At 71.3% G+C, this 24,892-nt stretch carries 20 protein-coding genes; 10 read left to right on the top strand and 10 right to left on the bottom strand.

What is annotated here, in order from left to right; all coding sequences use genetic code 11:
- Positions 1–190 precede the first annotated feature (190 nt).
- The gene (locus tag ACIQRW_RS15010) at positions 191–1,489 is read left to right on the top strand and encodes a DUF6986 family protein (protein WP_403759418.1); all 1,299 of its coding nucleotides are present in this window, start codon (positions 191–193) and stop codon (positions 1,487–1,489) included.
- A gap of 345 nt (positions 1,490–1,834) precedes the next feature.
- On the opposite strand, the gene ACIQRW_RS15005 is transcribed toward ACIQRW_RS15010, so the two are convergent.
- A complete protein-coding gene (locus ACIQRW_RS15005) occupies positions 1,835–2,383 on the bottom strand; it encodes a CGNR zinc finger domain-containing protein (RefSeq protein WP_403759415.1) in 549 nt (182 codons plus the stop codon).
- 101 nt (positions 2,384–2,484) lie between these two features.
- Here ACIQRW_RS15005 and ACIQRW_RS15000 point away from each other — a divergent pair, with 101 nt between their 5' ends.
- On the top strand, positions 2,485–3,318 hold the full coding sequence (locus tag ACIQRW_RS15000) for an alpha/beta fold hydrolase (protein ID WP_403759412.1): 834 nt from the start codon (positions 2,485–2,487) through the stop codon (positions 3,316–3,318).
- Positions 3,319–3,411: 93 nt separating this feature from the next.
- Here the strand turns inward: ACIQRW_RS15000 and ACIQRW_RS14995 are convergent, their stop codons facing one another.
- On the bottom strand, positions 3,412–4,440 hold the full coding sequence (locus ACIQRW_RS14995; protein ID WP_403759409.1) for a LacI family DNA-binding transcriptional regulator: 1,029 nt from the start codon (positions 4,438–4,440) through the stop codon (positions 3,412–3,414).
- Positions 4,441–4,647: 207 nt separating this feature from the next.
- Here ACIQRW_RS14995 and ACIQRW_RS14990 point away from each other — a divergent pair, with 207 nt between their 5' ends.
- Positions 4,648–5,577, top strand: coding sequence for an ROK family protein (locus ACIQRW_RS14990; protein ID WP_403759406.1), 930 nt, complete (start codon positions 4,648–4,650; stop codon positions 5,575–5,577).
- A 575-nt stretch (positions 5,578–6,152) separates the two neighbouring features.
- Here ACIQRW_RS14990 and rfbB read toward each other — a convergent pair.
- The 4 genes from rfbB to ACIQRW_RS14970 all read right to left on the bottom strand — a co-directional run bounded on the left by rfbB (position 6,153) and on the right by ACIQRW_RS14970 (position 10,591).
- Complete coding sequence (gene rfbB / locus ACIQRW_RS14985; RefSeq protein ID WP_403759403.1) at positions 6,153–7,124, bottom strand: dTDP-glucose 4,6-dehydratase; 972 nt, start codon at positions 7,122–7,124, stop codon at positions 6,153–6,155.
- Between the two features lie 151 nt (positions 7,125–7,275).
- Positions 7,276–8,145 carry a glucose-1-phosphate thymidylyltransferase RfbA gene (gene rfbA / locus ACIQRW_RS14980; RefSeq protein WP_403759399.1) on the bottom strand — a complete coding sequence of 290 codons (870 nt, stop codon included), beginning with the start codon at positions 8,143–8,145 and terminating at the stop codon, positions 7,276–7,278.
- A 467-nt stretch (positions 8,146–8,612) separates the two neighbouring features.
- Positions 8,613–9,620, bottom strand: a complete 1,008-nt coding sequence (locus tag ACIQRW_RS14975) for an NAD-dependent epimerase/dehydratase family protein (RefSeq protein WP_403759396.1) — start codon at positions 9,618–9,620, stop codon at positions 8,613–8,615.
- Positions 9,617–10,591, bottom strand: coding sequence for a putative sugar O-methyltransferase (locus tag ACIQRW_RS14970; protein WP_403759393.1), 975 nt, complete (start codon positions 10,589–10,591; stop codon positions 9,617–9,619). The genes ACIQRW_RS14975 and ACIQRW_RS14970 overlap by 4 nt, the downstream gene beginning before the upstream one ends.
- Positions 10,592–10,996: 405 nt before the next feature.
- Between ACIQRW_RS14970 and ACIQRW_RS14965 the strand changes: the two genes are divergently transcribed.
- The 7 genes from ACIQRW_RS14965 to ACIQRW_RS14935 all read left to right on the top strand — a co-directional run bounded on the left by ACIQRW_RS14965 (position 10,997) and on the right by ACIQRW_RS14935 (position 19,005).
- Entirely contained in the window at positions 10,997–11,521 is a 525-nt protein-coding gene (locus tag ACIQRW_RS14965; RefSeq protein ID WP_403759390.1) for a streptomycin biosynthesis protein StrG, read from the top strand.
- A gap of 60 nt (positions 11,522–11,581) precedes the next feature.
- Positions 11,582–12,973: an NDP-hexose 2,3-dehydratase family protein gene (locus ACIQRW_RS14960; RefSeq protein ID WP_403759388.1), complete on the top strand. Its 1,392-nt coding sequence runs from the start codon at positions 11,582–11,584 to the stop codon at positions 12,971–12,973.
- A 180-nt stretch (positions 12,974–13,153) separates the two neighbouring features.
- Positions 13,154–14,404: an acyl-CoA dehydrogenase family protein gene (locus ACIQRW_RS14955; RefSeq protein WP_403759385.1), complete on the top strand. Its 1,251-nt coding sequence runs from the start codon at positions 13,154–13,156 to the stop codon at positions 14,402–14,404.
- 19 nt (positions 14,405–14,423) lie between these two features.
- Complete coding sequence (locus ACIQRW_RS14950) at positions 14,424–15,545, top strand: DegT/DnrJ/EryC1/StrS family aminotransferase (protein ID WP_403759383.1); 1,122 nt, start codon at positions 14,424–14,426, stop codon at positions 15,543–15,545.
- Between the two features lie 59 nt (positions 15,546–15,604).
- Complete coding sequence (locus ACIQRW_RS14945; RefSeq protein ID WP_403759381.1) at positions 15,605–16,846, top strand: methyltransferase domain-containing protein; 1,242 nt, start codon at positions 15,605–15,607, stop codon at positions 16,844–16,846.
- Between the two features lie 60 nt (positions 16,847–16,906).
- On the top strand, positions 16,907–17,521 hold the full coding sequence (locus ACIQRW_RS14940) for a dTDP-4-dehydrorhamnose 3,5-epimerase family protein (RefSeq protein WP_403759378.1): 615 nt from the start codon (positions 16,907–16,909) through the stop codon (positions 17,519–17,521).
- A gap of 224 nt (positions 17,522–17,745) precedes the next feature.
- The gene (locus ACIQRW_RS14935; protein WP_403759376.1) at positions 17,746–19,005 is read left to right on the top strand and encodes an RNA polymerase sigma factor; all 1,260 of its coding nucleotides are present in this window, start codon (positions 17,746–17,748) and stop codon (positions 19,003–19,005) included.
- A 54-nt stretch (positions 19,006–19,059) separates the two neighbouring features.
- Here ACIQRW_RS14935 and ACIQRW_RS14930 read toward each other — a convergent pair whose 3' ends face one another.
- From ACIQRW_RS14930 to ACIQRW_RS14915, 4 genes are all read right to left on the bottom strand, one after another.
- Entirely contained in the window at positions 19,060–20,250 is a 1,191-nt protein-coding gene (locus ACIQRW_RS14930) for an acyl-CoA dehydrogenase family protein (RefSeq protein ID WP_403759373.1), read from the bottom strand.
- Positions 20,251–20,466: 216 nt separating this feature from the next.
- Positions 20,467–22,086: an FAD-binding protein gene (locus ACIQRW_RS14925; RefSeq protein ID WP_403759371.1), complete on the bottom strand. Its 1,620-nt coding sequence runs from the start codon at positions 22,084–22,086 to the stop codon at positions 20,467–20,469.
- A gap of 77 nt (positions 22,087–22,163) precedes the next feature.
- Positions 22,164–23,321, bottom strand: a complete 1,158-nt coding sequence (locus tag ACIQRW_RS14920) for an epoxide hydrolase family protein (protein WP_403759368.1) — start codon at positions 23,319–23,321, stop codon at positions 22,164–22,166.
- Between the two features lie 45 nt (positions 23,322–23,366).
- Positions 23,367–24,755, bottom strand: a complete 1,389-nt coding sequence (locus ACIQRW_RS14915; RefSeq protein WP_403759365.1) for an FAD-dependent oxidoreductase — start codon at positions 24,753–24,755, stop codon at positions 23,367–23,369.
- Between the last annotated feature and the right edge of the window lie 137 nt (positions 24,756–24,892).

Here is a 24,892-nt window from a genome sequence, read left to right as displayed (position 1 = left end):
GAAGAGATCAACACCCGCAAGGGCTGACCCCTCCGGCAAACACCCCGCCCCGGGCCGCACGGTGAACCCCACCGCGCGGCCCGCGGCCGTTCCGGGCGACCATTGACGCAGGTCGAGTGGCCTTATAACTTCACTATACGGATTGTTGATTCCGGGAAGCGGAAACAGCGAGAGCGTGGAGGGTATGGTCATGGGTCAGCAGGAGAAGGTGGCAACGAGCCTCGCCGGTGCGGTCAGCGAGGAGATCAGTGCCTCCCTCACGGCGGTCGACGCGGAACTCGCCCGCCGCTACCCGGGTGATCCCGGCACCCGCCAGCCCGTGCACACCGTCTACGTACCCGGCGACGTCTTCGAGCCCGGCACCCTGTGCTCCTGGGGCGACCAGGCGCTGGCCGCCCTCGACGAACACGCCCCCGACGCCGCTTCGTTCGCCGCCGTCCTCGGTATCCCCGAAGAACTGGCGGGGCCGGTCCACGACCGGGTACGCGCCAAGCTGGAGCGCGAGCCCGTCGAGGATCTGCGCATCGACTTCGAGGACGGTTACGGTCCCCGCCCGGACGCCGAGGAGGACGAGGCCGCCGCCCGCGCCGCCCGCCTGGTCTCCGAGGCGTACGCGAACGGCACGGCGGCCCCCTACATGGGCATCCGGATGAAGTGCCTGGAGGCCGGCGTCCGTGACCGGGGCATCCGTACCACGGACGTCTTCCTCAGCGGTCTGATGGCGGCCGGCGGTCTGCCCGAAGGGCTCGTGCTGACCCTCCCGAAGGTCACGTACCCCGAGCAGGTCACCGCCTTCGTCCAGCTCCTGGACGCCTTCGAGAAGGCGCACGGTCTCGACGCCGGACGCATCGGCTTCGAGATCCAGATCGAGACCAGCCAGTCGATCCTCGCCGCCGACGGGACCGCCGCCGTGGCCCGCATGATCGACGCCGCGCGGGGCCGGGCGACCGGACTGCACTACGGCACCTTCGACTACAGCGCCTGTGTCGGGGTCAGCGCCGCCTACCAGGCCAGCGACCACCCGGCAGCCGACCACGCCAAGGCCGTCATGCAGGTCGCCGCCGCGGGCACCGGCGTACGCGTCTCCGACGGCTCGACCAACATCCTGCCCGTGGGTCCGGCCGACCAGGTCCACGAGGCCTGGCGACTCCACTACGGCCTCACCCGCCGCGCTCTCGCCCGCGCGTACTACCAGGGCTGGGACATGCACCCCGGCCACCTGCCGACGCGCTACGCGGCCGTCTATGCCTTCTACCGGGAGGGCCTGGAGCCGGCCGCCGCCCGGCTCGCCGCCTATGTGGCCAAGGCCGGCGGCGACGTCATGGACGAGCCCGCCACCGCCAAGGCCCTCGGCGGCTACCTGCTGCGCGGCATCGACTGCGGCGCGCTCGACACCGCCGAGGTGGCCTGGCTTACCGGCCTTACCCGCGCGGACCTGGAGGCCTTCGCCTCGCCGCGCCGTGGCGACCTGACGGTCACGGCTCCGTAGGGGGCGTCAGTAGCCCTCGCGCCCCGGCACCTCCACCACCCCGTCGTCGTCGAAGTCCGCGCTGTACAGCGCGCCCGCCGGGTCGAAGGCCGCCGGCGCGAGCGACCGCGGACCTGCTTCGGGGCATCGGCCCCGGCCCTCCGGAGTTTCCGGACGCGGGCGGGGCTGTTACGGAAGGGCTCCTGGGTACGCGCCTGTTCCGGACGCCCTGCCCGCTGCCGTGCCGGCCCGGGAGGGAGGGGAGGGGGCGCTGGTTCCCCGTCGTCCGCGCGATGCCGGGGCGGGCGGGGTGTGGACGGTACGGACGGGGCGTGCTCCTGGGGGAGGCCGGGCGCCGACCGGTCCTCAGGTGTCCCGGCGTGCGGCCGCCCCGCCACGGGCGCGGTAGGCGCGCATCTTGTGCCGTGCGCCGCACACGTCCATGTCGCACCAGAGGCCGTTCGACGACGGCGCCCGGTCGTAGAAGACCCAGCGGCACTCCGGCGCGGCGCAGGCTTTGAGGCGGTTGGCGTGACGTCCGGTCAGGCCGTGCATCAGGAGGGCTTCGAGCACCGGGCGTACCACCTCCGCCACCGCCCCGCCGGAGGCCGGCCGCAGGGTGAGCGTGCCGTCGGGGCGCACGGCGGGAGCACCCGCGACCGCGGCGATGAGCCGGTTGAGAGCGTCGACCGCCTCCGGCGAGGTCCGCTCGACCAGAAAGGCCCGCACGGTCTCCCGCGCCTCCGTGAGTGAGGCCAGCTCTCCCTGATCGGCCGGTGCCGGGAAGCCGCGCGCGCCGAGCCACCGGGCGGCCGTCTCCGGCCGGGCGAGATCGTCCTCGTCGTGGAGATGGGTGGCCGTGTTGCAGAAGTCCTCGACCAGTTCGAGCTCCGCGGGCGCGGGATTCCGTCGCATGATCACCACCTTATCAAGGTTACCGACAATGCGCCTTAGCTGGTAACGTCGATGATCCGGCGGGGTTCCGCCCCTCCCAACGGCACACCAGGAGGCACACCATGAACGGGAAGCTGACCAGGACGTTCGAGACTCCGGACGGGGCGGTCCGCTGGGACGTGCTCGGGGAGGGGGAGCCGGTGGTCCTGCTGCACGGCACCCCGTTCTCCTCGCTCATCTGGCGCGACATCGCCCCGGCGCTCGCCCGCGACCACCGCGTCCACCTCTGGGACCTGCTCGGGTTCGGACAGTCGGAGCAGCGCGACGGGCAGGACGTCGGCCCGGCGGCGCAGGCGAAGGTCTTCGCCCGGCTCCTGGAGCACTGGGGGCTGGAGCGCCCGCGCGTGATCGCCCACGACATCGGCGGGGCCGTGGCCCTGCGGGCGCTGCTCCTGCACGGCGCGCGGTACGCGGACCTCACCCTGGTGGACGCGGTGGCCTGCGGGGAGTGGGGCACCGGGCTCTTCCGGCTCATCAGGGAGAACGCGCACCTCTTCGAGCAACTCCCCGGCTACGCCCACGAGGCGCTGGTCGAGAGCCATCTGCGCCACGCGACGCACACCGGCTACCGGGCGGACGTCCTGTCCGCCCATGTCGATCCGTGGCGCGGCGAGCGCGGCCGGGCCGCGTACTACCGCCAGTACCGGCAGGCCGAACAGGCCGCGACCGACGAGTTCCAGCACCTGCTGGGGGACGTTCCGGTGCCGACCCGGATCATCTGGGGGCGTGAGGACCGGTTCCTGCCGGCGCCCTTCGCCGAGCAGTTGCACGCGCTGATCCCGCACTCCGAACTGCACTGGATCGAGGGCGCGGGCCATACGGTGCAGGAGGACGCCCCCGCGCAACTGCTGGCCCTGCTGACCAGGGAATTCCGGCAGTCCGGTGCCGGGGTGTGATCGCGCCCCGGCGGGCGCCGTCCCGGCGTGCGGTCCTCGCGCCCTCGTGACGCGGTCCGGCGCCCTCGTGCGGGCGGCCGCCCCCGACGGGCCTCAGGCGGGGGGCAGTTCGCCCGAGCCGCGGGGGATCAGCGTCGTCGGCAGTTCCACCCGTGCCGTGGCGTGGTCCGCCCCGTCGAGACGGCGGAAGAGGTGCTCGGCGGCGGTCCTGCCGACCGCCGCCGCGTCCTGCGAGATCACGGTGATGCCGAGCAGGTCGGCCAGCTCGATGTCGTCGAACCCCACGAGCGCCAGCGGCCGCTCCCGCTCCGCGATCACCCGGACCGCCGTCACCGTCACCCGGTTGTTGCCCGCGAACAGGGCGGTGACCGGTTCGGGTCCGGAGAGCATCTCCTCGGCGGCGGCCCGCACCCGCTCCGGCTCGGTGGAGCCGAGGGAGACCCAGCCGTCCTCGACGGTGATGCCCGCGTCCCGCATGGCGACGTGATAGCCGCGCAGTCGCTCGGTGGCCGTGTGGATCCGCGGCTGGTCGCCGATGAACCCGATCCTGCGGTGGCCGTGCGCGATGAGGTGGGCCACGCCCTCCCTGGCCCCGCCGAAGCTGTCGGAGAGCACCATGTCGACGTCCACGTGGCCCGCCGGGCGGTCCACGAAGACCGTGGCGATGCCCGCCTTGATCTCCGGCTCCAGATAACGGTGGTCGTCGCCCGCCGGGATGACGATCAGACCGTCCACCCGGCGGGCGCACAGCGCCAGCACCAACTCCTGCTCCCGCTCCGGGTCCTCGGCGCTGGAACCGTTGATCAGCAGCGCGCCGTGTGCGCGGGCGACCTCCTCCACCGCGCGGCTCAGCGGACCGTAGAACGGGTCCGCCAGATCCTCCAGGACCAGTCCGATGGATGCCGTACGGCCCTTGCGCAGCACACGGGCGCTGTCGTTGCGGCGGAAGCCGAGCGCGTCGATCGCCTCCTGCACGCGGCGCTCGGTGTCCGGTGTGACGCCGGGCTCGCTGTTCACCACCCGGGAGACCGTCTTCAGGCCGACTCCGGCGCGCGCGGCCACGTCCTTCATGGTCGGCCGGTTGCCGTAGCGGGTCTCGGAATGACGGGCGGTCCGGTCCACGTGCGCTGTCCTGTCGTCGGATTACGGGCGGGGCTGCGGTGCTCCGGCCGACACCGAGCGGGGCCTGGCGGGGCGCCGCGGGGGTGATCGGAGGCTGTGGCGTCGAGCATAGGCCCTGGACAACGTTGTCAACAGAATGGAGACTGTGCAGACTGTGGACGGAACCCGCAGGTCCCGCCCCTTCACCGATCCGGAGAGCCCACACCGATGCATACCGACCTCGTCGCCGCGCTCGACATCGGCGGCACCAAGATCGCCGGCGCGCTGGTGGACGGCGACGGATCCCTCCTCGTACGGGCGCAGCGGCCGACGCCCGCCCGCGAGGGCGCCGAGGCGGTCATGGGCTCCGTGGACCAGGTGCTGGGCGAGCTGATGGCCTCGCCGCTGTGGGGTCGCGCCGGCTCCGTCGGCATCGGCAGCGCCGGTCCGGTGGATGCCGCCGCCGGCACGGTCAGCCCGGTCAACGTCCCCGGCTGGCGGGACTTCCCGCTGGTGGAACGGGTGCACAAGACGGCGGGCGGACTGTCGGTCGCACTGGTCGGCGACGGGGTCGCGATGACGGCCGCCGAGCACTGGCTCGGTGCGGCCCGGGGCTATGACAACGCGCTGTGCCTCGTCGTGTCGACGGGCGTCGGCGGCGGCCTCGTCCTCGGCGGCACCCCGCGGCCCGGCCCCTCGGGCAACGCCGGACACATCGGCCACATCAGCGTCGACCTGGACGGCGACCTGTGCCCCTGCGGTGCGCGCGGCTGCGTCGAGGGCATCGCCAGCGGCCCCAACATCGCCCGCCGCGCGCTGGAGAACGGCTGGCGGCCCGGTTCGGACGGCGACGCGACAGCCGCCGCGGTGGCCGTCTCCGCCCGTGCCGGAGACCCGGTCGCCATCGCCTCCTACGAGCGTGCCGCCCAGGCGCTGGCGGCCGGCATCGCCGCCACCGCCACCCTGGCGGACCTCGACATCGCGGTGGTCGGCGGGGGAGTGGCCGGGGCCGGCGACGTGCTCTTCGTGCCGCTGCGCCGCAGCCTGCGCGACTACGCCACGCTTTCGTACCTCCGGCGGCTGACCGTGGCGCCCGCCGTGATGGGCACCGACGCGGGTCTGGTCGGGGCCGCGGCGGCGGCCATCGCGCTGCGCTAGATCCGGTCGTCGCTAGATCAGGTCGTCGACAGCTTCCAGGGGGCGCCCGGTTCGTCAGGCCGGGCGCCCCCTGGGCCACATTCCGGCCGTCCTGCCCGCGACTAGGTCGTGTCCGGCCAACGCCGTCGCCGCCGCGACTACCTCTTCACAGCCTCCACGGATATCGCCGCGTTCGAGGCAGTGCGGGCGCTCACGGCGGCATCGGCCTCTGCCTTGTGGGCCGCGACGGCCTGAGTGGCGGGCAGACCTGGACGGCGTGAGCGATGCACGGGCCGCCGCGTCTCGAAGTCCGGGTCCTCACGGCGATGAGCGTGCCCGGGCGGGCGGTGAGAGTCGGAGCGGGTGGTGCGAGGCACCAGGAAAGGCGGTGATCAGCCTTGCCTTGGGGTCCCCTGCCGACGACACGCCCGCCCTGCCCCTCAACCGCTCGCCGACTCCACCCGGCACAACCGTCCCGCGGGCTTCCCGCGGGCTTGTCGCCCTCGGCGAGCGCGGATCCGGGTGCCCGCATCCCGGCGTCGACCGGCGCGGTGACATACGACGCCGACCGGCCTGCTGTCCGACGCGGTCGCCCGTCATTCCTCCCGGCGCCCGGCCTTCCACCACTTGGGGTTGGCGCCGTACCAGGCCACCGTCTCGGCGATCCCGCGGTCGAGGGGCACCTGCGGCTCGTAGCCGAGCTGCTCGCGGATCTTGGTGTCGTCCAGCGAGTAGCGGAGGTCGTGGCCCTTGCGGTCCTCGACGTACTCGATCATGGAGGCGTCGGCGCCGCACAGCGCCAGAAGGTGCTCGGTCAGCCGCAGGTTCTCCAACTCGTCGCCGCTGCCGACGTTGTAGATCTCGCCGGCGCCGCCCTTGGCGAGGACCAGGTGGATGGCGCGGCAGTGGTCGTCGACGTGAATCCACTCGCGGCGGTTGCGCCCGTCGCCGTAGACGGGAACCTTGCGGCCCTGAAGCAGATTCGTCACGAACCGCGGGACGAGCTTCTCGGGGTGCTGGTAGGGCCCGTAGTTGTTCGAGCAGCGAGTGATGGACACGTCCAGGCCGTGCGTGCGCCAGTAGCTGCGGGCGATCAGGTCGGCGCTCGCCTTCGACGCGGCGTACGGGGAGTTCGGCAGCAGCGGCCGCTCCTCGGTCCAGGAGCCGTGCTCGATCGAACCGTAGACCTCGTCGGTGGAGACGTGCAGGACCCGCTCGACCCGGCTCAGGGAGGCGGCCTCCAGCAGCACCTGGGTGCCCAGCGCGTTGGTACGGACGAACTCCTGGCCGCCGTCGACGGAGCGGTCCACGTGCGACTCGGCGGCGAAGTGGACGACCGCGTCGTGTCCCGGCAGCAGCTCGCGCAGCAGAGCCCCGTCGCAGACGTCCGCCCGGACGAACTCCAGCCGGTCGTGGTGGGCCGGCAGGTTCTCCCGGTTGCCCGCGTAGGTCAGCTTGTCGAGCACGGTGACCCGGGTGTTCCTGTCCGCGCCGTAGCGGCCCGCCAGAAGTGACCGCACATAGTGGGAACCGATGAAACCGGCCCCGCCGGTGACCAGGATTCTCACGTCGCGGCCCCCGGCGGCACGCTCGTGCGGAAAGGGAGGTCGGCCGCGGCCGGACCGCCGGCCCGGCCGTGCGGGGTGTGGGGCAACATGATGGTTGTCCTCCAGAACGAGTGTCCGGTTCGTGCGTCGCGCGGGCATCCGCCCCGGCCGATCAGCCGGCCGCGGCGATGTCCATCACGTACTGGCCGTACGGGGAGCGGGCGAGCCGGGCCCCCAACCGATGGCATGCCTCCCGGTCGATGTAGCCCATGCGCCAGGCGATCTCCTCGACGCAGGCGATGCGGACACCCTGGCGATGCTCCAGCAGTTGCACGTACTGGCCCGCGTCGATGAGCGCGTCGTGGGTTCCGGTGTCCAGCCAGACGAAGCCGCGGCCCAGTTGCACGAGTCCGGCCTTGCCGCGTTCCAGGTACCGCCGGTTGACGTCGGTGATCTCCAGTTCGCCGCGCTCGGACGGCCGGAGCGTCCTGGCGATCTCCACGACGTCGTTGTCGTAGAAGTACAGTCCGGTGATGGCCAGATTGGACCGCGGCCGCGCCGGTTTCTCCTCCAGGGAGGTGAGGTTGCCCGCGTCGTCGACCTCGCCGACCCCGTAACGCTCCGGATCGCGGACGGGATAGCCGAAGAGGACCGCCCCGTCCAGCTCCATGGCGTTCCTCCGCAGGATTCCGGAGAAGCCGGGTCCGTGGAAGAGGTTGTCGCCGAGCACCAGGGCGACCGGGTCGTCGCCGATGTGGTCCTCGGACACCAGAAAGGCGTCCGCCAGCCCGCGTGGCTTGTCCTGCTCCGCGTAGCTGAGGTCGAGCCCGAGGTGCGATCCGTCGCCGAGCAGTCGGCGGAATCCCTTCAGACCGTCGGGAGCGGCGATGATCTGGATATCGGTGATCCCCGCGAGCATCAGAACCGACAGCGGGTAGTAGATCATCGGTTTGTCGTAGACCGGCAGAAGCTGTTTGGACACTCCGAAAGTGATCGGCTGCAGCCTCGTACCGTGACCGCCCGCCAGGATGATTCCCTTCACGTCAGCGCCTCCGTGCGTCAGAGTGGGATTCCGGGGCGAACGGAATCGAGTCGGATGACGGAAATCCACCGAGCGCGACTCGTCGGGGCGACGTATCGGCGCATACCTCCAGGGCAACACGTCGGTCCGGAATTCTGCGGAGTTGGACTGATGTCATAGCGGTTCCCTCGAGACGGGAGGAAAGCAGTCGTGGGTTGTTCGGGAAGCCGACTGTGTCGATCGTCCATGATGCGGGGCGCCGCGACATCTCCGGTATTGCTGTGCAGGACGCTCCACCGGACAGGCGGAGGAACGTCGAGAATTCGAGCACCTGATATTCGCCTCGCGGCTCAGCGAGGGAAAGGGGCAGCAGGACCACGCGGAACTGCTGAGTATCGACGCGCGGGCGTCACGCCGGGGCGGTTCCTCTCGGTGTCAACCGCCATCCTGCGGCGTCCTTTCGGACGCTCCTCGACGGTGGGGCCCGGTCAGTCGGAGGGAGCGTCCGCGAGGTCGGCGATCAGGTCGGCGAGCCCGGTGCCCAGCGGGGTCAGCGGGCGCCAGCCCGTCGCGGTGCGAAACCGCGTGGAGTTCGCCACCGTGCTCCTGAGGTCCGTCGGAAGCGCGTGTTCCGGTGGGGGGACGGCGGTCACGGGCACCGGAGGGCGCCCGGTCCGAGCAGCGACACCGGCGGCGATCGACCTAAAGACCCGGCCCAGCGGCTCGCCCTGCCCGGATCCGAGGACCCAGTGCCGGCCGGTAACCGCCTCGGCGTGGTCCAAAGCGGCGAGAAACGCCCGCGCGGTGTCGTCGACATGGAGCAGATCGCGCCGCACCGAGCCGTCGTGCCACATCGTCAGCGGCTCTCCGGCCAGTGCCCGTCGTACCATCGCCGCCAGCACCCCCCGGTCCTTCCGCCCGGACGGTGCGCCGCGCCCGTAGATCGTCGGCAGCCGGAGGGACGCGCCGCGCACCGCGCCCTCGGCAGAGGCGGCCAGCAGTTCGCGCTCCGCCGCCTGCTTCTGGCGGTCGTACGGGCTGGCCGGGGCGTCCGGCGCGGATTCGTCGACCGGGATCGGGGCGTCGGGCCCGGCCTGCGACGTCGAGCCGGCGAACAGGACGAGCGCGGCGGTCCCGCGCGAGTGCCCGCGCTCCCGCAATGCTTCGAGCAGCGCGCTCATCACCCCCGCGTTGGCCCGGCCCAGCGCCTCGTCCGACGCGCCCTCGCCGCGCCATCCCGCACCATGGCTGACGAGGTGGACGATCGCGTCGGATCCGGCGACGGCCGCCCGGAGAACGTCCCGGTCCGTCAGGTCACCCGTGCACCGCTCGACGTCGGCGCGTGCGCCCCGCGGTACCGCGACCGGTCCTCGGGCCACCGTGCGCAGCCGGACGGGGCGCCCCGACAGTGCCGCCACGACCACGGACCCGATGAACCCCGATGCTCCGAGCACGGTGACGAGCGGGGGCCGGCCAGCCACCTCGCCGCCGGTCACGCCGCATCGCCCTGCCGACCGGTCCGGCGCCCCGGCGCACGGTCGGCCGCCGAGGGCTCGTCCGATCGCCGGTAGACGGCCTGCCAGTAGTAGCTCCACGGAACGGCCCTGTCGTCGCCGACGGCCTCCCAGCGTGGACCCGGCCGGTAGGACGAAAGGAACTTCGGGGCCAGGGCCGCGACCGCGCGGCTGTCGTGGATGTCGAGGACGTCCCGCAGCAGCCCGGTCGCCAGCGCCATCCGCACGACCTCGTCGCCCTGCGCGTGGTTGTCCAGCTCCTTCTCCAGGTATTTGCCGACCGGGTTGTTCACGTAGAGCGCGGAGCACCGCCGGTCGATCAGAGCGAGGTAGTTGCGCACCGTCTCCGGGGGCATCTCGGCGAACGAGTCGACGTTCAGGCACAGGTCGAAGCGGGCGGACCCGAGCGCCCGGTCCAGGTCGTCCGTGGTGTCGACCGACACGAACCTCACACGGGAGAACTGCTCGGGGTCCAGGACGGAGCGGAGGTACTCCCTCGACAGTGCGAGGGCACGGCCCAGATCGACGATCCAGTACTCCTCGACCCGGTGGTTGGAGAACATCGCGTGGCAGGTCCGCCCGTAGCCCGCGCCGATCTCCAGGACGCGCGCGCCGTCCGGTTCGACGTACCGGCTGATGAACTCCAGCTCGTGGACCGCGAGCAGGTAGTCCATGCAGACACTGTCGCCGTCGTGGGTCACGGAGATGGGCGACCCGGTCTCGCGATGACGGATCCGGCGCAGACGCCCGCGGTTCTCCGGGGTGAGGCGCGCGGCGAGTTCGAAGATGAGCGCCTTGAGATAGCGGACCCCGTTGACCTGCGGATCCCACAGGGCGAGCTTGAAGTTCACCGGATCCGATTTGAACGAGGCCAGCTTGGCCACGCCCTCCTCGGTGACCTTGACGGAGTTGTTGTAATCCCACAGCGAGCTCGGGCTGTATCGGTCATCCATGGGCTGCGACGTTAGGCGGCCCGGCCGGCCGGCGGCTTCCTCGAAAATGCGGTGTTCGAGCCGATCTCCACGCGCGGGCACGGCTGTCGAGAGAGACGGCCGGGTCCGGGACTCCGGCCGACCCTCCGGGACGCGACAGCCACCCGCTGGAAGAGGCCGGTAAGACCCCGGCCCGGCCCCCGATTTCTCGCAGCGTGCGCTGTCCGGCCGAGGTATGGGAACGAGAGATTCACCGTGCTAGCTTCGGGAGTTATGGCAGTGAAATCGAAGACAGGAGACCGGGGAATGTGGGGGAGCGGGCGTCCGGAAGTGTACGCATACGATTCGGCCGCATTTGATTTCGGTGCGGCGGTCCAGTCGATTTACGAGTCCGATGCGCTGGACGGACTGCGACCGGACCGGTCAATGGAACGGCTCACCTGGAAGACCGACCAGGCCACCGACTTCCACGCCGCCTTCTACCAGGAGTTCGACACGAAGATACGGTCGCTGTACCGCTCCTTCGTGAAGACGTTCGCACCGGAAGTGCTCGGTACGGATGAATACTGCTTCCAGCGCGTTCCGACTTTCCGGATTCACTTTCCGGGCAACGTCGCCGTCGGAGAGTTCCACACGGACGGTGACTACAACCACCGTGACGGCGAGGTCAACTTCTGGCTTCCGCTCACGCGCACCTGGGGAACGAACGCCGTCTGGGTGGAGCAGGAGAAGGGGACGAAGGACTACGCGCCCGCCGAGCTCGACGTGGGCCAGGTGCTGGTCTTCGACGCGGTGAACTGGCGCCACGGGAACAAGGTCAACGAGACGGGTTCGACGCGGGTGAGCTTCGACTTCCGGTGTATCCGGCTTGCCGACTACAGCGCTTCGGAGCTGCGCACGGTGGACGCCGGAAGGGGCCTGTGGATCGGGGAGTACTTCGATGTCTTCTGACCGCGCCGACGCCGTTTCGGCACGGTCCACCGGGCCGGTTCTCCCGAAGGGGGCGTCGGGTTGAGCACCAGCCGTACGGACGGCCCGGGCGCGGGCGCCCGGGCCCCCGCCGCCCCCACCCGAAGCACCGGGGCGACACCGGCCCGAGAAGGCCCGGGCGCCTCGCCCGAGGAGGTCGTGGACTGGCTGGCCACCCGCGCGCGGGCCAACCGCTTCCGGGTCGACCGCATCGCCTTCGACCGTCTCCGCCGGTGGTCGTTCGCCCCGGACACCGGTGACCTGGTGCACGACAGCGGTCGCTTCTTCTCCGTCGGGGGCATCGAGGCCGAGACGGCCGACGGTTCGCTCCCGGTCTGGCGCCAGCCCATCATCGACCAGCCCGAGGTCGGCATCCTGGGGATCCTCGCCAAGGATTTCGGGGGCGTACGCCACTATCTGATGCAGGCGAAGATGGAGCCGGGCAACCCCCGCACCGTCCAGCTCTCCCCGACGGTGCAGGCGACGCACAGCAACTACACGGGTGTCCACGAAGGGGCCCCCGTCGCCTACCTCGACTACTTCACCGATCCTTCCCGGGCACACCCGATCGCCGAGGTCCTCCAGTCGGAGCACGGCGAGTGGTTCCACCGGAAATTCAACCGGAACGTGATCGTCCTGGTCGACGAGGAGGTGCCGGACGACGAGAACTTCCGCTGGCTGACCCTGGACGCCATCGCCGCCCTGCTGCACCACGACAACCTCGTCAACATGGACAGCCGCACGGTACTCTCCTGCCTCCCCCTGACGCTCGAAGGGGCCGGTGACCCGGCTCCCGTGCGCAGCGTCGAGGACTGGCTGGCCGCCGAGCGGGCCCGCCTTCCGCGGCGGGTGCGGCGCATCGCTCTGCGCGACACCGAGGGGTGGGTGCGGACGGCGGACTCGATCCGCCGGGTGCCGGACCGCGGCTTCCGGGTCGTCGCGGTCGCCGTCGAGGCGGGCAACCGCGAAGTGACACAGTGGACGCAGCCGCTGTTCGAACCCCTGCTGCCGGGCCTGAACGCCTTTGTGACCCGGCGGTTCTCCGGAGTGCCCCATCTGCTGGTCAGGATCGGCGCCGAGATCGGACTCGCACAGGGCGCGGAACTCGCCCCGACGGTGCAGTGCGTCCCCGAGTACCACCGTGGCCGGCCGCCGGGGCGGCGTCCCGCGTTCCTCACCACCGTCGAGACCGCACCGCCGGGCCGCATCCGTTACTCGGCGGTCCATTCCGAGGAGGGGGGCCGGTTCCTGAACGCCGTGAGCCGCTACGCCATCGTCGAGGCCGACGAGACGGTGGCACCCTCCCGACCGCTGTCCGGCTACCGCTGGGTGACACCCGAGCAGCTCTCGGCAGTCGCACGCCGTGGCGGCCGGGTGAACGTACAAGCCCGCACCCTGCTCTCGGTGTTGAGCACCGGAGCCGTCCGGCTCTGAGTTTTCCGCGGGGCGCATTCTGCGAGAAGTCCGCGAGCACGCTGGGGTGCCACCGTGGTCCCATGCGCGAACGGTCCGGCCGGGAAACCGGCACCGCCCCCTTCCGCCACGGAGAGGGAGCGACCTTCGGGAGTCCTGCGCCCGGACCGGCCGGAACGACGATGGAGGAGAGCTGTGCCGATGGGGGCTCTGAACGTCACCGCGCGACCCGACCTGGCCGGCCCGGTCACCGAGGCGGGAAGCACACTGCTCGCCCTGGTCGGCGAGCAGACACCGGCGCTCCGCGCCGACGCCGACGAGCGGGACCGCACCGGGACGTTCCCGGACAAGGTCTTCGAGAACTTCGGAATCAGCGGGGTGCTCGGCGGCACGGTCCCCGCGGAGCTGGGCGGGCTCGGTGTCAGCTCCCTCCACGACATCGCCCTGGTGCTGGAGGAGGTGGCACGGGCCGACGCGTCCGCCGCGCTCGCCCTGCACGTCCAGTTCAGCCGGGGCATGACCCTGACGTACGAGTGGAGACACGGCAAACCCGAGGCCGCGGCGCTCGCGGAGAGGGTGCTGCGGGCCATGGCGACCGGCGCCGCGCGGGTCTGCGGCGCGGTCAAGGACCACCCGAGCGCGGTGACCCGGCTGGAGCCGGACGGCAGCGGGGGCTGGCTGCTGACCGGGCGGAAGACCCTGGTGAGCATGGCACCGGTGGGCACCCACTTCTTCGCCTACGCCTTGGTCGAGTCGGAGGGCCGTACCTGCCTCGCGGCTCCGCTCATCGCCCGCGGCACCCCCGGTCTGACCGTCCTCGACACCTGGGACGGCCTCGGGATGCGCTCCTCGGGAACCTGGGACATCCGCTTCGACCGGTGCCGCGTCCCGGACGCCGACGTACTGGTGCGGGGCCCGGTCGGGGAGCGCGGGGACGCGGCGCTCGCGGGCCAGACCGTCAGCTCGATCACCATGCTCGGCATCTATCTCGGTATCGCTCGCGCGGCCCGCGACGCCGCCGTGGAGTGGCAGCGGGGACGGGCCGGCGCGCCCGGCGCGGTTCGCGTGCTCGTCGCCGACGTCGAGGCACGCCTGTACGCCGCGCGTGCGACCACCGCCGCGGCGCTGGCCGAGGCCGACGCGCTGACCGCCGAGACTCCCGATCCGGCCGTGCGCGGTCCGCGGATGATGACCCCGTTCCAGTGCGCGAAGCTGATGCTCAACCGGCTCGCGCTCGACATCGTCAACGACTGCCTCACGATCGTGGGGGGAGCCTCCTACGCCGGGGTGTCGAGCCTGTCGCGGCTCTACCGGGACGTCCGGGCCGGGTGGTTCATGCAGCCCTACACCTACCCCGACGCCGTCGACTACCTCAGCGCGCGGGCCCTGCGCATCGACCACGACGACGACTACATGAGCACGCGAGCCGCCCGCTTCGCCGGGCGCGGTTGACTCGCGGAGGAGCATGCCGATGACAACGCGGGTGTGGGACTACCTTCCCGAATACGAGAACGAGCGTGAGGACCTGCTCGACGCGGTGGAGACCGTGTTCGGCTCCGGGCAGCTGGTGCTGGGCGCGAGCGTCGCCGGGTTCGAGGCGGAGTTCGCCGGCCGGCACGGACTGGACCACTGCGTCGGGGTCGACAACGGCACGAACGCCGTCGCGCTCGGGCTCGAAGCGCTCGGAGTAGGGCCGGGCGACGAGGTCGTCACGGTCTCCAACACGGCTGCCCCGACCGTGGTCGCGATCGACGCGGTCGGAGCGACCCCCGTCTTCGTCGACGTCCGCGAGGACGACTTCCTGATGGACACCGACCGGGTCGAGGCGGCCGTCACCGACCGCACCAGGGCGATCGTTCCCGTGCACCTCTACGGCCAGTGCGTCGACATGGACCCGGTGCTGAGCGTGGCCCGCGCCCACGACCTGACCGTACTGGAGGACTGCGCGCAGGCGCACGGGGCCCGGTACCACGGGCGGACGGCCGGGACCATGGGCGCCGCCGCCGCCTTCTCGTTCTACCCGACCAAGGTGCTGGGGGCCTATGGCGACGGCGGTGCGGTGATCACCGACTCCGCGGAGACCGACCGGGCGCTGCGGCGCCTGCGTTACTACGGCATGGACGACGCGTACTACGTGGTCAGCACCCCGGGCCACAACAGCCGCCTCGACGAGGTCCAGGCGGAGATCCTGCGCCGCAAACTGACCCGTCTGGACGCGTACATCGAGGGCCGTCGGCGCGTGGCCCGCCGCTACGAGGAGGCGCTCCGCGACATCGCCGCGGACGGTGGCCTGACACTGCCCCGGACCCGGCCCGGCAACGAGCACGTGTACTACCTCTACGTGGTGCGCCATCCGCGGCGCGACCTCATCCTCGAAGAGCTGCGCCGACGCGACATCTCTTTGAACGTCAGCTACCCGTGGCCCGTCCACACCATGGAGGGGTTCCGTCATCTGGGCCAGAGCGAGGGCTCCCTGCCCGTCACCGAGCGGCTCGCGGCCGAGATCTTCTCGCTCCCGATGTACCCCTCCCTGCCCAAGGACCGCCAGGACCACGTGATCGAGTCCCTGCGCGAGGTACTGGCGAAGCTCTGACCACCGGTTGACACCCGCGTTCTTCTTTCCCTGCCCACGATGATGGTGGAGGCCCGACCATGACTGACCAGGCCCTTCCGGCCGCGCCGAGCACGTGCCGGATCTGCGGTGCGGCGACCGAGGAGTTCCTCGACCTCGGCCGCCAGCCCCTGTCCGACGCCTTTTCCGAGGAACCACCGGTCGCCGAGTTCTTCTACGACCTCCGCGTCGCCCGCTGCACCGCGTGCACCATGGTGCAGCTCGTCGAGGAGGTGCCCAGGGAGGCCATGTTCCACGAGGACTACCCCTACTACTCCTCCGGTTCGGCCGTCATGCGCGAGCACTTCGCCCGCACCGCCGCCGAGTTCCTTGAGGGAGAGCTGGACCGTGAGGACGCGTTCGCCGTCGAGATCGGCTGCAACGACGGGGTGATGCTGCGGCAGATCGGCCGGGCCGGCATCCGCCACCTGGGCTTCGAGCCGTCCCGCAAGGTCGCCGACGTCGCACGCGGACACGGCGTGCGGGTGCGCGGCGACTTCTTCGAGGAGTCGACCGCCGCCGACGTCCGGCGCACGGAGGGGCCCGCGAACGTGATCTACGCGGCCAACACCCTCTGCCACATCCCTTACATGGAGTCCGTGTTCCGCGGCATCGACGCGCTCCTCGCCGAGGACGGCGTGTTCGTCTTCGAGGACCCCTACTTCGGGGACGTCGTCGAGAAGACCTCGTTCGACCAGATCTACGACGAGCACTTCTACCTCTTCACCGTGCGCTCCGTGCGCGCGATGGCCGAGCGCTTCGGCTTTGAACTCGTCGACGTCCGACGGCTCCCCGTCCACGGGGGAGAGGTCAGGTACACGCTCGCGCGGGCCGGCACGCGCCGGCCCACGGCGGCCGTGGGCGAGCTCCTCGACCAGGAGGAGACGCGGCGGCTCACGGCCCCCGACGTCCTGCGCCGGTTCGCCGGCGAGGTGTCGGCGATCCGGAACGATCTGCTCGCCCTACTCACCCGGCTCCGCGACGAGGGGCGTACCGTCGTGGCGTACGGCGCGACGGCCAAGAGCGCGACGGTCGCCAACTACTGCGGGCTCGGACCGGATCTCGTCTCCTTCGTCTGCGACACCACACCGGCCAAGCAGGGCCGCCTCACACCCGGCACCCACATCCCGGTCCGCGCCGCCGAGGCGTTCTCCGACCCGTACCCGGACTACGCACTGCTGTTCGCCTGGAACCACGCGGACGAGATCATCGCCAAGGAGACCGACTTCCGCGAGTCCGGCGGCCACTGGATCCGCTACGTCCCCGACGTACGCGTCGACTGACCCGGCGAAGGCGCCCGGCCGGAAACGCGTCCGGCCGGGCCGTGGCGAGAGGAGAGTGCTGTGGACGCCCGGAAGATGACGATCGAGGGCGCGGTGGAGTTCACCCCGGCCGTCTTCCCCGACGACCGGGGAGACTTTCTGTCCAGCTACCAGGAGTCGGACTTCCGCACGGCGATGGGGAATCCACTCTTTCCCGTCGGCCAGGCCAGCTTCAGCCGCTCGCGGAGCGGAGTCATGCGCGGCGTGCACTACACGGCGACCCCGCCCGGGTGCGAGAAGTACGTGACGTGCCCCCGAGGCAGCGCACTGGACGTCGTCGTCGACCTGCGGGTCGGCTCACCGACCTTCGGGACGTGGGACTCGGTCGTGCTCGACCAGGAGACCCACCGCGCCGTGTACCTGCCCCAGGGCGTGGGGCACCTCTTCCTCGCGCTGGAGGACGACACGGTTATGTCGTATCTGCTCTCCCGCGAGTACGTCCCCGAGAACGAGCGGGCGATCTCCCCCTTCGATCCCCGGCTGGCCCTGCCCGTACCCGGCCCGTCCGAGGTGGTGATCTCGCAGCGCGACCGCGAGGCGCCGCTGCTCGCCGAGGCGCTGAGCGCGGGGCTGTTGCCCGGCACGACCGCGCGCACGGCCCCGCGGGGAGCCGCCGGGCCCGCGAAGCGCGGCTAAGGGCTGTCCCGCAATTCCCGGCGGGCGCATGACGACAGCTACGGCACCTCGCCGCGTTGTCGGAACATCCCCATACATCCAGTATGCGGACGTCCCTCCGCCTTGCGATGCACCGCATCTGACGCCGCGCGCTGATCCGCCGGGAATTGCGGGACAGCCCTTAGACTCTTCGCGGCGGGCCGCGCATGCGCGGCCCGGGTCCGGACGGCAGTGGAGGAAAGAGCGTGTCCGCGCAGTACGGCGAGGTGGACGAGGACCTGCTGCGTGAGCTGGCCCCCCAGGTGCTCGGGGCGCTCATCCGGCGGTACGGCGTCTTCGACACCTGCGAGGACGCCGTCCAGGAGGCCCTGCTCTCCGCCTCGCTCCAGTGGCCGGTCGAGGGGCGGCCGGACCATCCCCGCGGCTGGCTGTACACCGTCGCCTCCCGCCATCTGGTGGACCAGGTACGCGCCGACCACGCCCGGCGCCGCCGTGAGGACCACGTCGCCCTGGCTGTCCCGGCGGCGGAACTGTCCAGCCCCGGAGTCGACAGTGAGCCCCACGCCGACCGGGACGACTCCCTCAAGCTGCTCTTCCTGTGCTGCCACCCGCGGCTCTCCGCCTCCAGCCGGATCGCGCTTACGCTGCGCGCCGTCGGTGGCCTGACCACCGCGCAGATCGCCGCCGCCTACCTGGTTCCGGAAGCGACGATGGCCCAGCGCATCAGCCGGGCCAAGCAGACCATCAGGAAGACCGGCACGACCTTCCACATGCCGGCGGCCGCCGACCGGGCCGAGCGAGTGCGAGCGGTGCTGCACGTGCTGTACCTGATCTTCAACGAGGGATACACGACGACGGACGGCACCGCCCTGACCGCGCCGGTGCTGTCGGGCGAGGCGATCCGGCTCACCCGGCTGCTGCACCGGCTGCTGCCCTCCGACGCCGAGGTCACCGGTCTGCTGGCGCTCATGCTGCTGACCGACGCGCGGCGCGGTGCGCGGGTGGGCGCCGACGGCGGTCTGGTGCCGCTCGCGGAGCAGGACCGCAGCCGGTGGGACCGCGAGCTGATCGCCCAGGGCATCGCCCTGATCAGTGAGGCGCTGCCCCGGGGGCGCGTCGGGCCGTACCAGCTCCAGGCGGCGATCGCCGCGGTCCACGACGAGGCCGAGCAGGTCGGCTCCACCGACTGGCCCCAGATCCTCGCCCTGTACGAACTCCTCGAACAGGCAGCTCCGAACCCCGTGGTCACCCTCAACCGCGCGGTCGCCCTCGCCATGGTGCACGGCCCGAGAGCCGGGCTCGACCTGCTCGCCACCCTGCAGTCCGACCACCGCATGGCCCACCACCACCGGCTGCCGGCCACCCGGGCGCACCTCCTGGAGTTGCTCGGGGAGCACCGGGCGGCGGCGGACTGCTATCGCGACGCCGCCCGGCGCACCACGAGCGCACCGGAGCGGCGCCATCTCCTCTCCCGTGCGACGCGCCTGGAGGCGCGGGGCGGCTAGGTGCGAGCGTGCGTGCCAGGCGTCGCCGAGCAGGCGGGACTTTCGAAACACGCCCTAGAGGTACTGCGTGTTGGGCGCCAGGCCGCACAGTATGCGGCCGTAGAGCTCCAGGTTGGTGTTCGGGTGCATGATGGCGTGCAGGTTCAGCGTCTGGACATCGCGCTCGATGCGCTGGATGGGCACGTCGGTGTAGATCGACGAGGCACCGCTCGCCGTGTTCAGGACGTCGACGGCCTCCTTCGACCGCTGACACGCCGCGCCCGTGTCGAGCCGGACGCGGGCGCGTTCCTCCAGCGTCCACGGCTCGCCGGACGCGTTCTTGGCGTCCACGAGGTCGGCGATGCGGTACACGTGGAACTCGGTCTCGTCGATCTTGACCGACGCCTCGGCGACCTGGAGGTGGGTCAGCGGGGCCTCACGCTGGTCGGTGTACTCGGTGTACGTGATCTTCCGGCCGGGCAGCCGCTCGAAGAAGACGTCCCTGGCTCCCTTGGCCAGCCCCAGCGCGGTCGCGCTGACCGTGGCGCACGCCGTCGGCATGATCGGCGCCCGGTGGATGAGGGCGTCGGCATTACTGCCGTGCCCGCTGTGTCCCTGGATCAGGCCGCCCAGCGGGATGTACCAGCCGTCCGGCACGAAGACGTCCTGGGCGACCGTACTGACACTGCCCGAACCGCGCAGTCCGGCGGTGTGCCAGTCGTCGACGATCTCCAGCGAGGCCAGCGGGATGAGCGTCATGATCGGCTGGTGGCTGCCGTCCGGCATGGCGAGCACCGCCGCGTTGGTGTTCCACTTGCTGTGCTTCGCCCCGCTGTTGAACCCCCACCTGCCGTTGACGACGATGCCGCCCTCCGCCGGCACCGCCATGGCCGTGGGACTGATGATGCCGCTCACCAGGTCGTCCGGTGATGTGAACACCTCGTCCTGCACCGCGTCGGGGAAGAGTCCGGCGACCCATGCGCTGATGGACCACACACCGGCGGTCCACGAGGCGGACCCGTCGCCCCTGGCCAGTTCCGCGAGCACCTCGACCTGCGTCCTCATGTCGGACTCGTAACCGCCGAACCGGGCGGGAAGCCGGGTGCGCAACAGGCCGGCCTCGGCCATCGCCCTGACGGTGTCCTCGTGCAACGCGCGGTTCTCTTCGGCCCAGGGTGCCTTCTCGCGGAGCAGAGGCACCAACTTCGTCGCGCGGGCGACGAGGTCGGCGCGGTTCGGCGCTTGCGCGAGTTCAGTCGTGTCCACAGGTTCTCCTTGACATATCGATGGCGGGAGCCCGGTGCGCGGGCGGTGACCGGAGCCCGGTGTTCACCGTCGCAGGGCACCGGTGTGCGGGACATCTCCAGGATTGCGGGGTCCGGGGAAGCGGGGGAGTGCGGCCCGGTGCGTGCCGGCCCCGCACGCGGCGGACGACGATCGCCGCGTGCGGGATGCCGGCCGGAGACGGCCTCCCCGCTCAGGTCATCGGGCCGGGAGCGCGATGGACATGGGGTGGCGGAAGACGTTGCGCGGGTCGTACTGCTTCTTCACGCGCTGCAGACGCGGGTAGTTGCCCCGGTAGTAGAGCGTGGTCCACGGAACGCCCGAGGTGTTCCACCGCGTGTCCAGCAGATCGACGTCGGGGTAGTTGATGTAGCTGCCGGCGTTGCGCTGGTCGGGCACCGGGACCCCGCCGGTCTCGGCGTAGACGTCGCGGTAGAAGTCGCGCACCCATGTGAGGTGCCGGGCGCCGTCCTCCCCGTCCGCCCAGTTGCCCGTGCTGTAGACGGCCTTGAGGATGGCGTCGCGCTGGGCGGTGGCCGTGGCGTCCGGGGCCGGCGCGTTGACCTGTCCGCCGAACCCGGAGATGCCGAGGTTTGCCGCCGGATTGTCGTACGTCCGGTCCTCCAGGTAGCGCCAGATCGTCGCGATCTGCCGGTCGGAGTAACCGCTGCGCAGGTCACCGGCCTTGTGCTTGTAGCGGCCCGTGGCCTCCAGCGGCCAGTTCTGCGGTGTCATCCAGGGGATGACCTGCTCCGTGTCGATGACGGGCGTGACACCGACACCGGCGGCGATCGCGTCCACATGGGCGTTGAGCCGCCTGCTCGCGTCCGGCAACGCGTCGTCGATGACCGCCACCATGCCCAGAACACCGGCCGAGCGGTGGTTGGCGAGGAGCACGCCCCAGATGTCGGTGCTGGGTGTGCCGGGCTCGCTGTTCCGCTCGTACCACGTGCAGTAGTTGCGCAGCATGGTGCTGAAGGCGGCTTCGGTCATGGACTCCCACGGCCACATGATCGTCCGGCGGCGCCCGTTGCCCGGTGCCTTGGGCAGCAAGGTGGTGGGGTCGCTCGACGTCACGCCCGGTGTACGGAGCCAGAACCGGGTGATGACGCCGAGATTGCCGCCCCCGCCGCCGGCGTGCGCCCACCACAGGTCCCGGTGGGGATCGCCCTCGTCCCGGGTGGCCACCACGGCACGGGCCTTGCCCCTGGCATCGACGACCACGACCTCCACCGCGTAGAGGTGGTCGGAGACGAGGCCGTGCCGGCGTGACAGGTGCCCGTAGCCGCCGCCGGTGATGTGCCCGCCGGCCGCCACGTCCAGACAGGCGCCGCCGGGTATCGTCACGCCCCAGTTCTTGAACAGGGTGCGGTAGACGTGTCCGAGGGTCGCGCCCGGCTCCACCACGAAGGCCCGTCGTTCGGGGTCGTGGCGGACGGCGTCGAACTGGCTCATGTCCAGCAGCACTTGTACGTCCGGGGAGGCGGTGAAGCCCTCGAAGCAGTGTCCGCCGCTGCGCACCGCGATGCGTTTGCCCGCCGTCACGGCCTCCTCCACGGCGGCGATGACCTGTTCCGTCGTGCTCACCACGCGGACGGATTCGGGCTGTCCGACGAACCGCTGGTTGTGCCCGCCGGTGAGGCTGTTGTAGCGGGAGTCGCCCGCCTTGACCGTGACTGCCCGGAAGGGCTGAGGGCAACCGGCCGGGTTCTTCCACGCGGTATCCGGCCCCGGCCGTGCGGAAGCCGGCGAAGCGACCCCCGTTGCCAGGGCCCCGCCGCTGATCATGGCCGCCGTCAGAAAGCCACGGCGTTTCATCGAGCTCAACTTGCTACCTCCACGATGGGTCTGCCTTGCTCTGTCGCGCGGTGCGGGGGGGCGCTGCGCCCTCGCCGTCACCGCAGTGAACGGGCGAACGCCCGCACGTCCTGGACGAAGGGCCCGGGCTGCTCCATGGCGGCGAAGTGGCCGCCGCGGTCGAACTCGGTCCACCTCGTGAGGGTGGGGAGGAGGCGCTCGGCGAAACTGCGCACGGGCCGCACCGCGTCGAAGGGGAAGGACGCGACCGCGACCGGCACGGTCAGCGGCCAGGGGCCTCCCCAGGTCCGCACGAAGTCCTCGGGGGTGTGAGTGGACTCGTAGTAGAGCTGGGCACTGGGTCCGGCCGTGGCGGTGAGCCAGTAGATCATGACGTTGGTCAGGATCCGGTCCCGGTCGATCGTCTCGTCGGTCAACTGCTTCGGATCGGACCACTCGGTGAACTTCTCGACGATCCAGGCGAGTTGGCCGACCGGTGAGTCGGTGAGGCCGTAGCTCAGCGTCTGGGGCCTGGTGGACTGGATCTTCTGCCAGCCAGCGGCGTCCTGGTCGAACCGGACGGCGAAGTCGAGCCGCGCGCGGTCCGCCTCGTCCAGCTCCGCCAGCGCGGCCGGATCGTCCGGCGGGAAGGTCACCAGCATGTTCAGGTGCACACCGGCGACGTGCTCGGGGTCGGCGAGCGCCAGCCGCAGGGAGATGGGCATGCCCCAGTCGCCGCCCTGCGCCACGTACCGGTCATAGCCGAGTTCGCGCATCAACTCCGCCCACGCCGCGGCGACCCGGGACACGTCCCAGCCGGTCGCACCGGTGGGGCCGGAGAACCCGTACCCCGGGATGGAGGGCACCACCACGTGGAACGCGTCGCGCGGGTCCCCGCCGTGCGCGCGCGGGTCGGTGAGCACCTCGATGAGCTCGGTGAACTCGGCGAACGAGCCGGGCCAGCCGTGGGTCAGGATCAGCGGTGTCGCGTCCGGTTCGGGCGAACGCACGTGCAGCAGATGGATCCGCGCCCCGTCGATCTCGGTGAGGAACTGCGGGAAACGGTTCAGCCGCGCCTCGGCGGTGCGCCAGTCGTAGTCGTTCAGCCAGTACGCGGCGAGTTCCTTGAGGTGGGCCAGGGGGACACCCCTCTCCCAGCCGACTCCGGGCAGCTCGGCCGGCCAGCGTGTCGCGGCCAGTCTGCGGTGCAGGTCGTCGAGGTCCTGCTGGGGAATGTCGATGCGGAAGGGGCGCACGGTCACCTCTGTCGGTCGTCCGGGGCTGAGTTCTGTCCTACGGGGTCAGGCGCTCCTCTCCGGATCCGGGGCCTCGCGGCCCGGCGCGGTGCGGGGCGGCCTGCGGGCCGCGTTTCGCAGCACCCGCAGCACGGTGGCCGGACGCATCAGCGACTGCGGCGGCTCGATGAGCCCCGCCACCCGCATGAGCGCGTTGGTGAGGGCGGGGTCGTGGACCGCGGCCTTCTGGACCCGGGTGACATAGGCGTTGGCCAGCCGGACCCGGGCCGGACGCGGCGCCTTGACCCCCGCGTAACCGAGGTCGGCGCCCGCCGAGAAGTCCCAGGGGGAATCGATCTCGCGGGAGATGTCCCGGAGGAAGGGAAGCGGTTCCGGTGCGTGTCCCGCTCGCAGGTGCCGCGCCAGCACGAGGGACTGCAGGGCCGCGACGGTCATGCCCTGGGCGTAGACCGGATTGAAGCTGCACACCGCGTCCCCCATCACCAGCAGTCGCTCGGGGAAGCGGTCCAGCCGTTCGTAGTGCCGCCTCCGGCTTGCCGGGAAGCGGTGTGTGACCGGGGCGTCGAGGGCTTCCGCGTCCCGTACGGCCTCGTGGATGTCCGGGACAGGCAGCGACCGGGTGAAGCGGTCGAACTCCTCGGGATCGGTCGGCGGGTGGTCGCCGAGGACCCCCGTCAGGGAGAGCTCGACGCGGTGGCCCTCACCCGGTGTGCGGTAGAAGAAGGCCCCGCGCGGATGCGAGGGGGTCGCCGCCGGAATGATCGCCAGATCGCTCCCGAAGGGATCCGACGGCAGCCGGTAGTGCCGGGTCGTGTAGGCCAGGTCGATCTTGACCTGTTCCTCCTCGGGCCGCCGGTAGCCGAATTCGTCCAGCCATGCGGGGGTGCGCGAACCCCGGCCCGTGGTGTCGACCACCAGGTCGGCGGCGAGCTCCCGCTGCTCGGCGTCCTCGGCCGTCGGCCGTACCCGGACCCCGGTGACGCGCCGCCGGTCGGAGCTCGTGACCAGCCCCAGCACGTCGTGCTCCTCCAGGAACGTGATGTTGGTGAGCGCCTGGACCCGGAGGCGCAGGTGGTACTCCAGTACGGGCCGGGTGGCGGGCACCGAGACCAGCCCGGTGCGGGCGGGCCGCAGCAGCCGGCCGTTGAAGTACCAGCGGATGTCGCCGCTGAAGTCCCCCGGCCTGATCCCCGCCGCGACCAGCTCCTCCGTGAGGCCCGGGAACAAGGACTCGAGTATCTGGTGGCCCCGTGCGACCAGTCCGTGAGCGTGCCTGCCGTGCGGCACTCCGCGGCGCGGCCCCCGGACGCCGGTGAGCCGGTCGCGGTCCACGACGACGACCTCGGTGTAGTGACGGGCGAGAGCCCGGGCGGCCAGCAGCCCCGCGATGCTCCCGCCCAGCACCACCACTCGATCCCCGATGCGCTCACTCATCGCGATCCCCTCTCTGCAGCCCACCGGTTGATCTCCCAGCGCATCCTGGTGTGCTCCGCCGGGCGCCGCTTCTTCTGGATTGCGCTGCTGGGAAGAAACTCTCCTCACTCAACCTCCTTGCGAGCAGGGGAACTTCG

Origin of the sequence: Streptomyces sp. NPDC091287, assembly GCF_044768525.1 — a bacterium.
In the GTDB taxonomy this organism is placed as follows: domain Bacteria; phylum Actinomycetota; class Actinomycetes; order Streptomycetales; family Streptomycetaceae; genus Streptomyces.
This window is presented reverse-complemented; position numbering and strand designations above follow the sequence as displayed.

Bases quoted from the DNA above. Each gene is read 5' to 3' on its own strand.
- ACIQRW_RS14970 (WP_403759393.1), bottom strand. From the start codon at position 10,591: ATGGATGACCGATACAGCCCGAGCTCGCTGTGGGATTACAACAACTCC.
- ACIQRW_RS14950 (WP_403759383.1), top strand. From the start codon at position 14,424: ATGACAACGCGGGTGTGGGACTACCTTCCCGAATACGAGAACGAGCGT.
- ACIQRW_RS14945 (WP_403759381.1), top strand. From the start codon at position 15,605: ATGACTGACCAGGCCCTTCCGGCCGCGCCGAGCACGTGCCGGATCTGC.
- ACIQRW_RS15005 (WP_403759415.1), bottom strand. From the start codon at position 2,383: ATGCGACGGAATCCCGCGCCCGCGGAGCTCGAACTGGTCGAGGACTTC.
- ACIQRW_RS15000 (WP_403759412.1), top strand. From the start codon at position 2,485: ATGAACGGGAAGCTGACCAGGACGTTCGAGACTCCGGACGGGGCGGTC.
- ACIQRW_RS14965 (WP_403759390.1), top strand. From the start codon at position 10,997: ATGGAACGGCTCACCTGGAAGACCGACCAGGCCACCGACTTCCACGCC.
- ACIQRW_RS14925 (WP_403759371.1), bottom strand. From the start codon at position 22,086: ATGAAACGCCGTGGCTTTCTGACGGCGGCCATGATCAGCGGCGGGGCC.
- ACIQRW_RS15010 (WP_403759418.1), top strand. From the start codon at position 191: ATGGGTCAGCAGGAGAAGGTGGCAACGAGCCTCGCCGGTGCGGTCAGC.
- ACIQRW_RS14990 (WP_403759406.1), top strand. From the start codon at position 4,648: ATGCATACCGACCTCGTCGCCGCGCTCGACATCGGCGGCACCAAGATC.
- ACIQRW_RS14915 (WP_403759365.1), bottom strand. From the start codon at position 24,755: ATGAGTGAGCGCATCGGGGATCGAGTGGTGGTGCTGGGCGGGAGCATC.
- ACIQRW_RS14955 (WP_403759385.1), top strand. From the start codon at position 13,154: ATGGGGGCTCTGAACGTCACCGCGCGACCCGACCTGGCCGGCCCGGTC.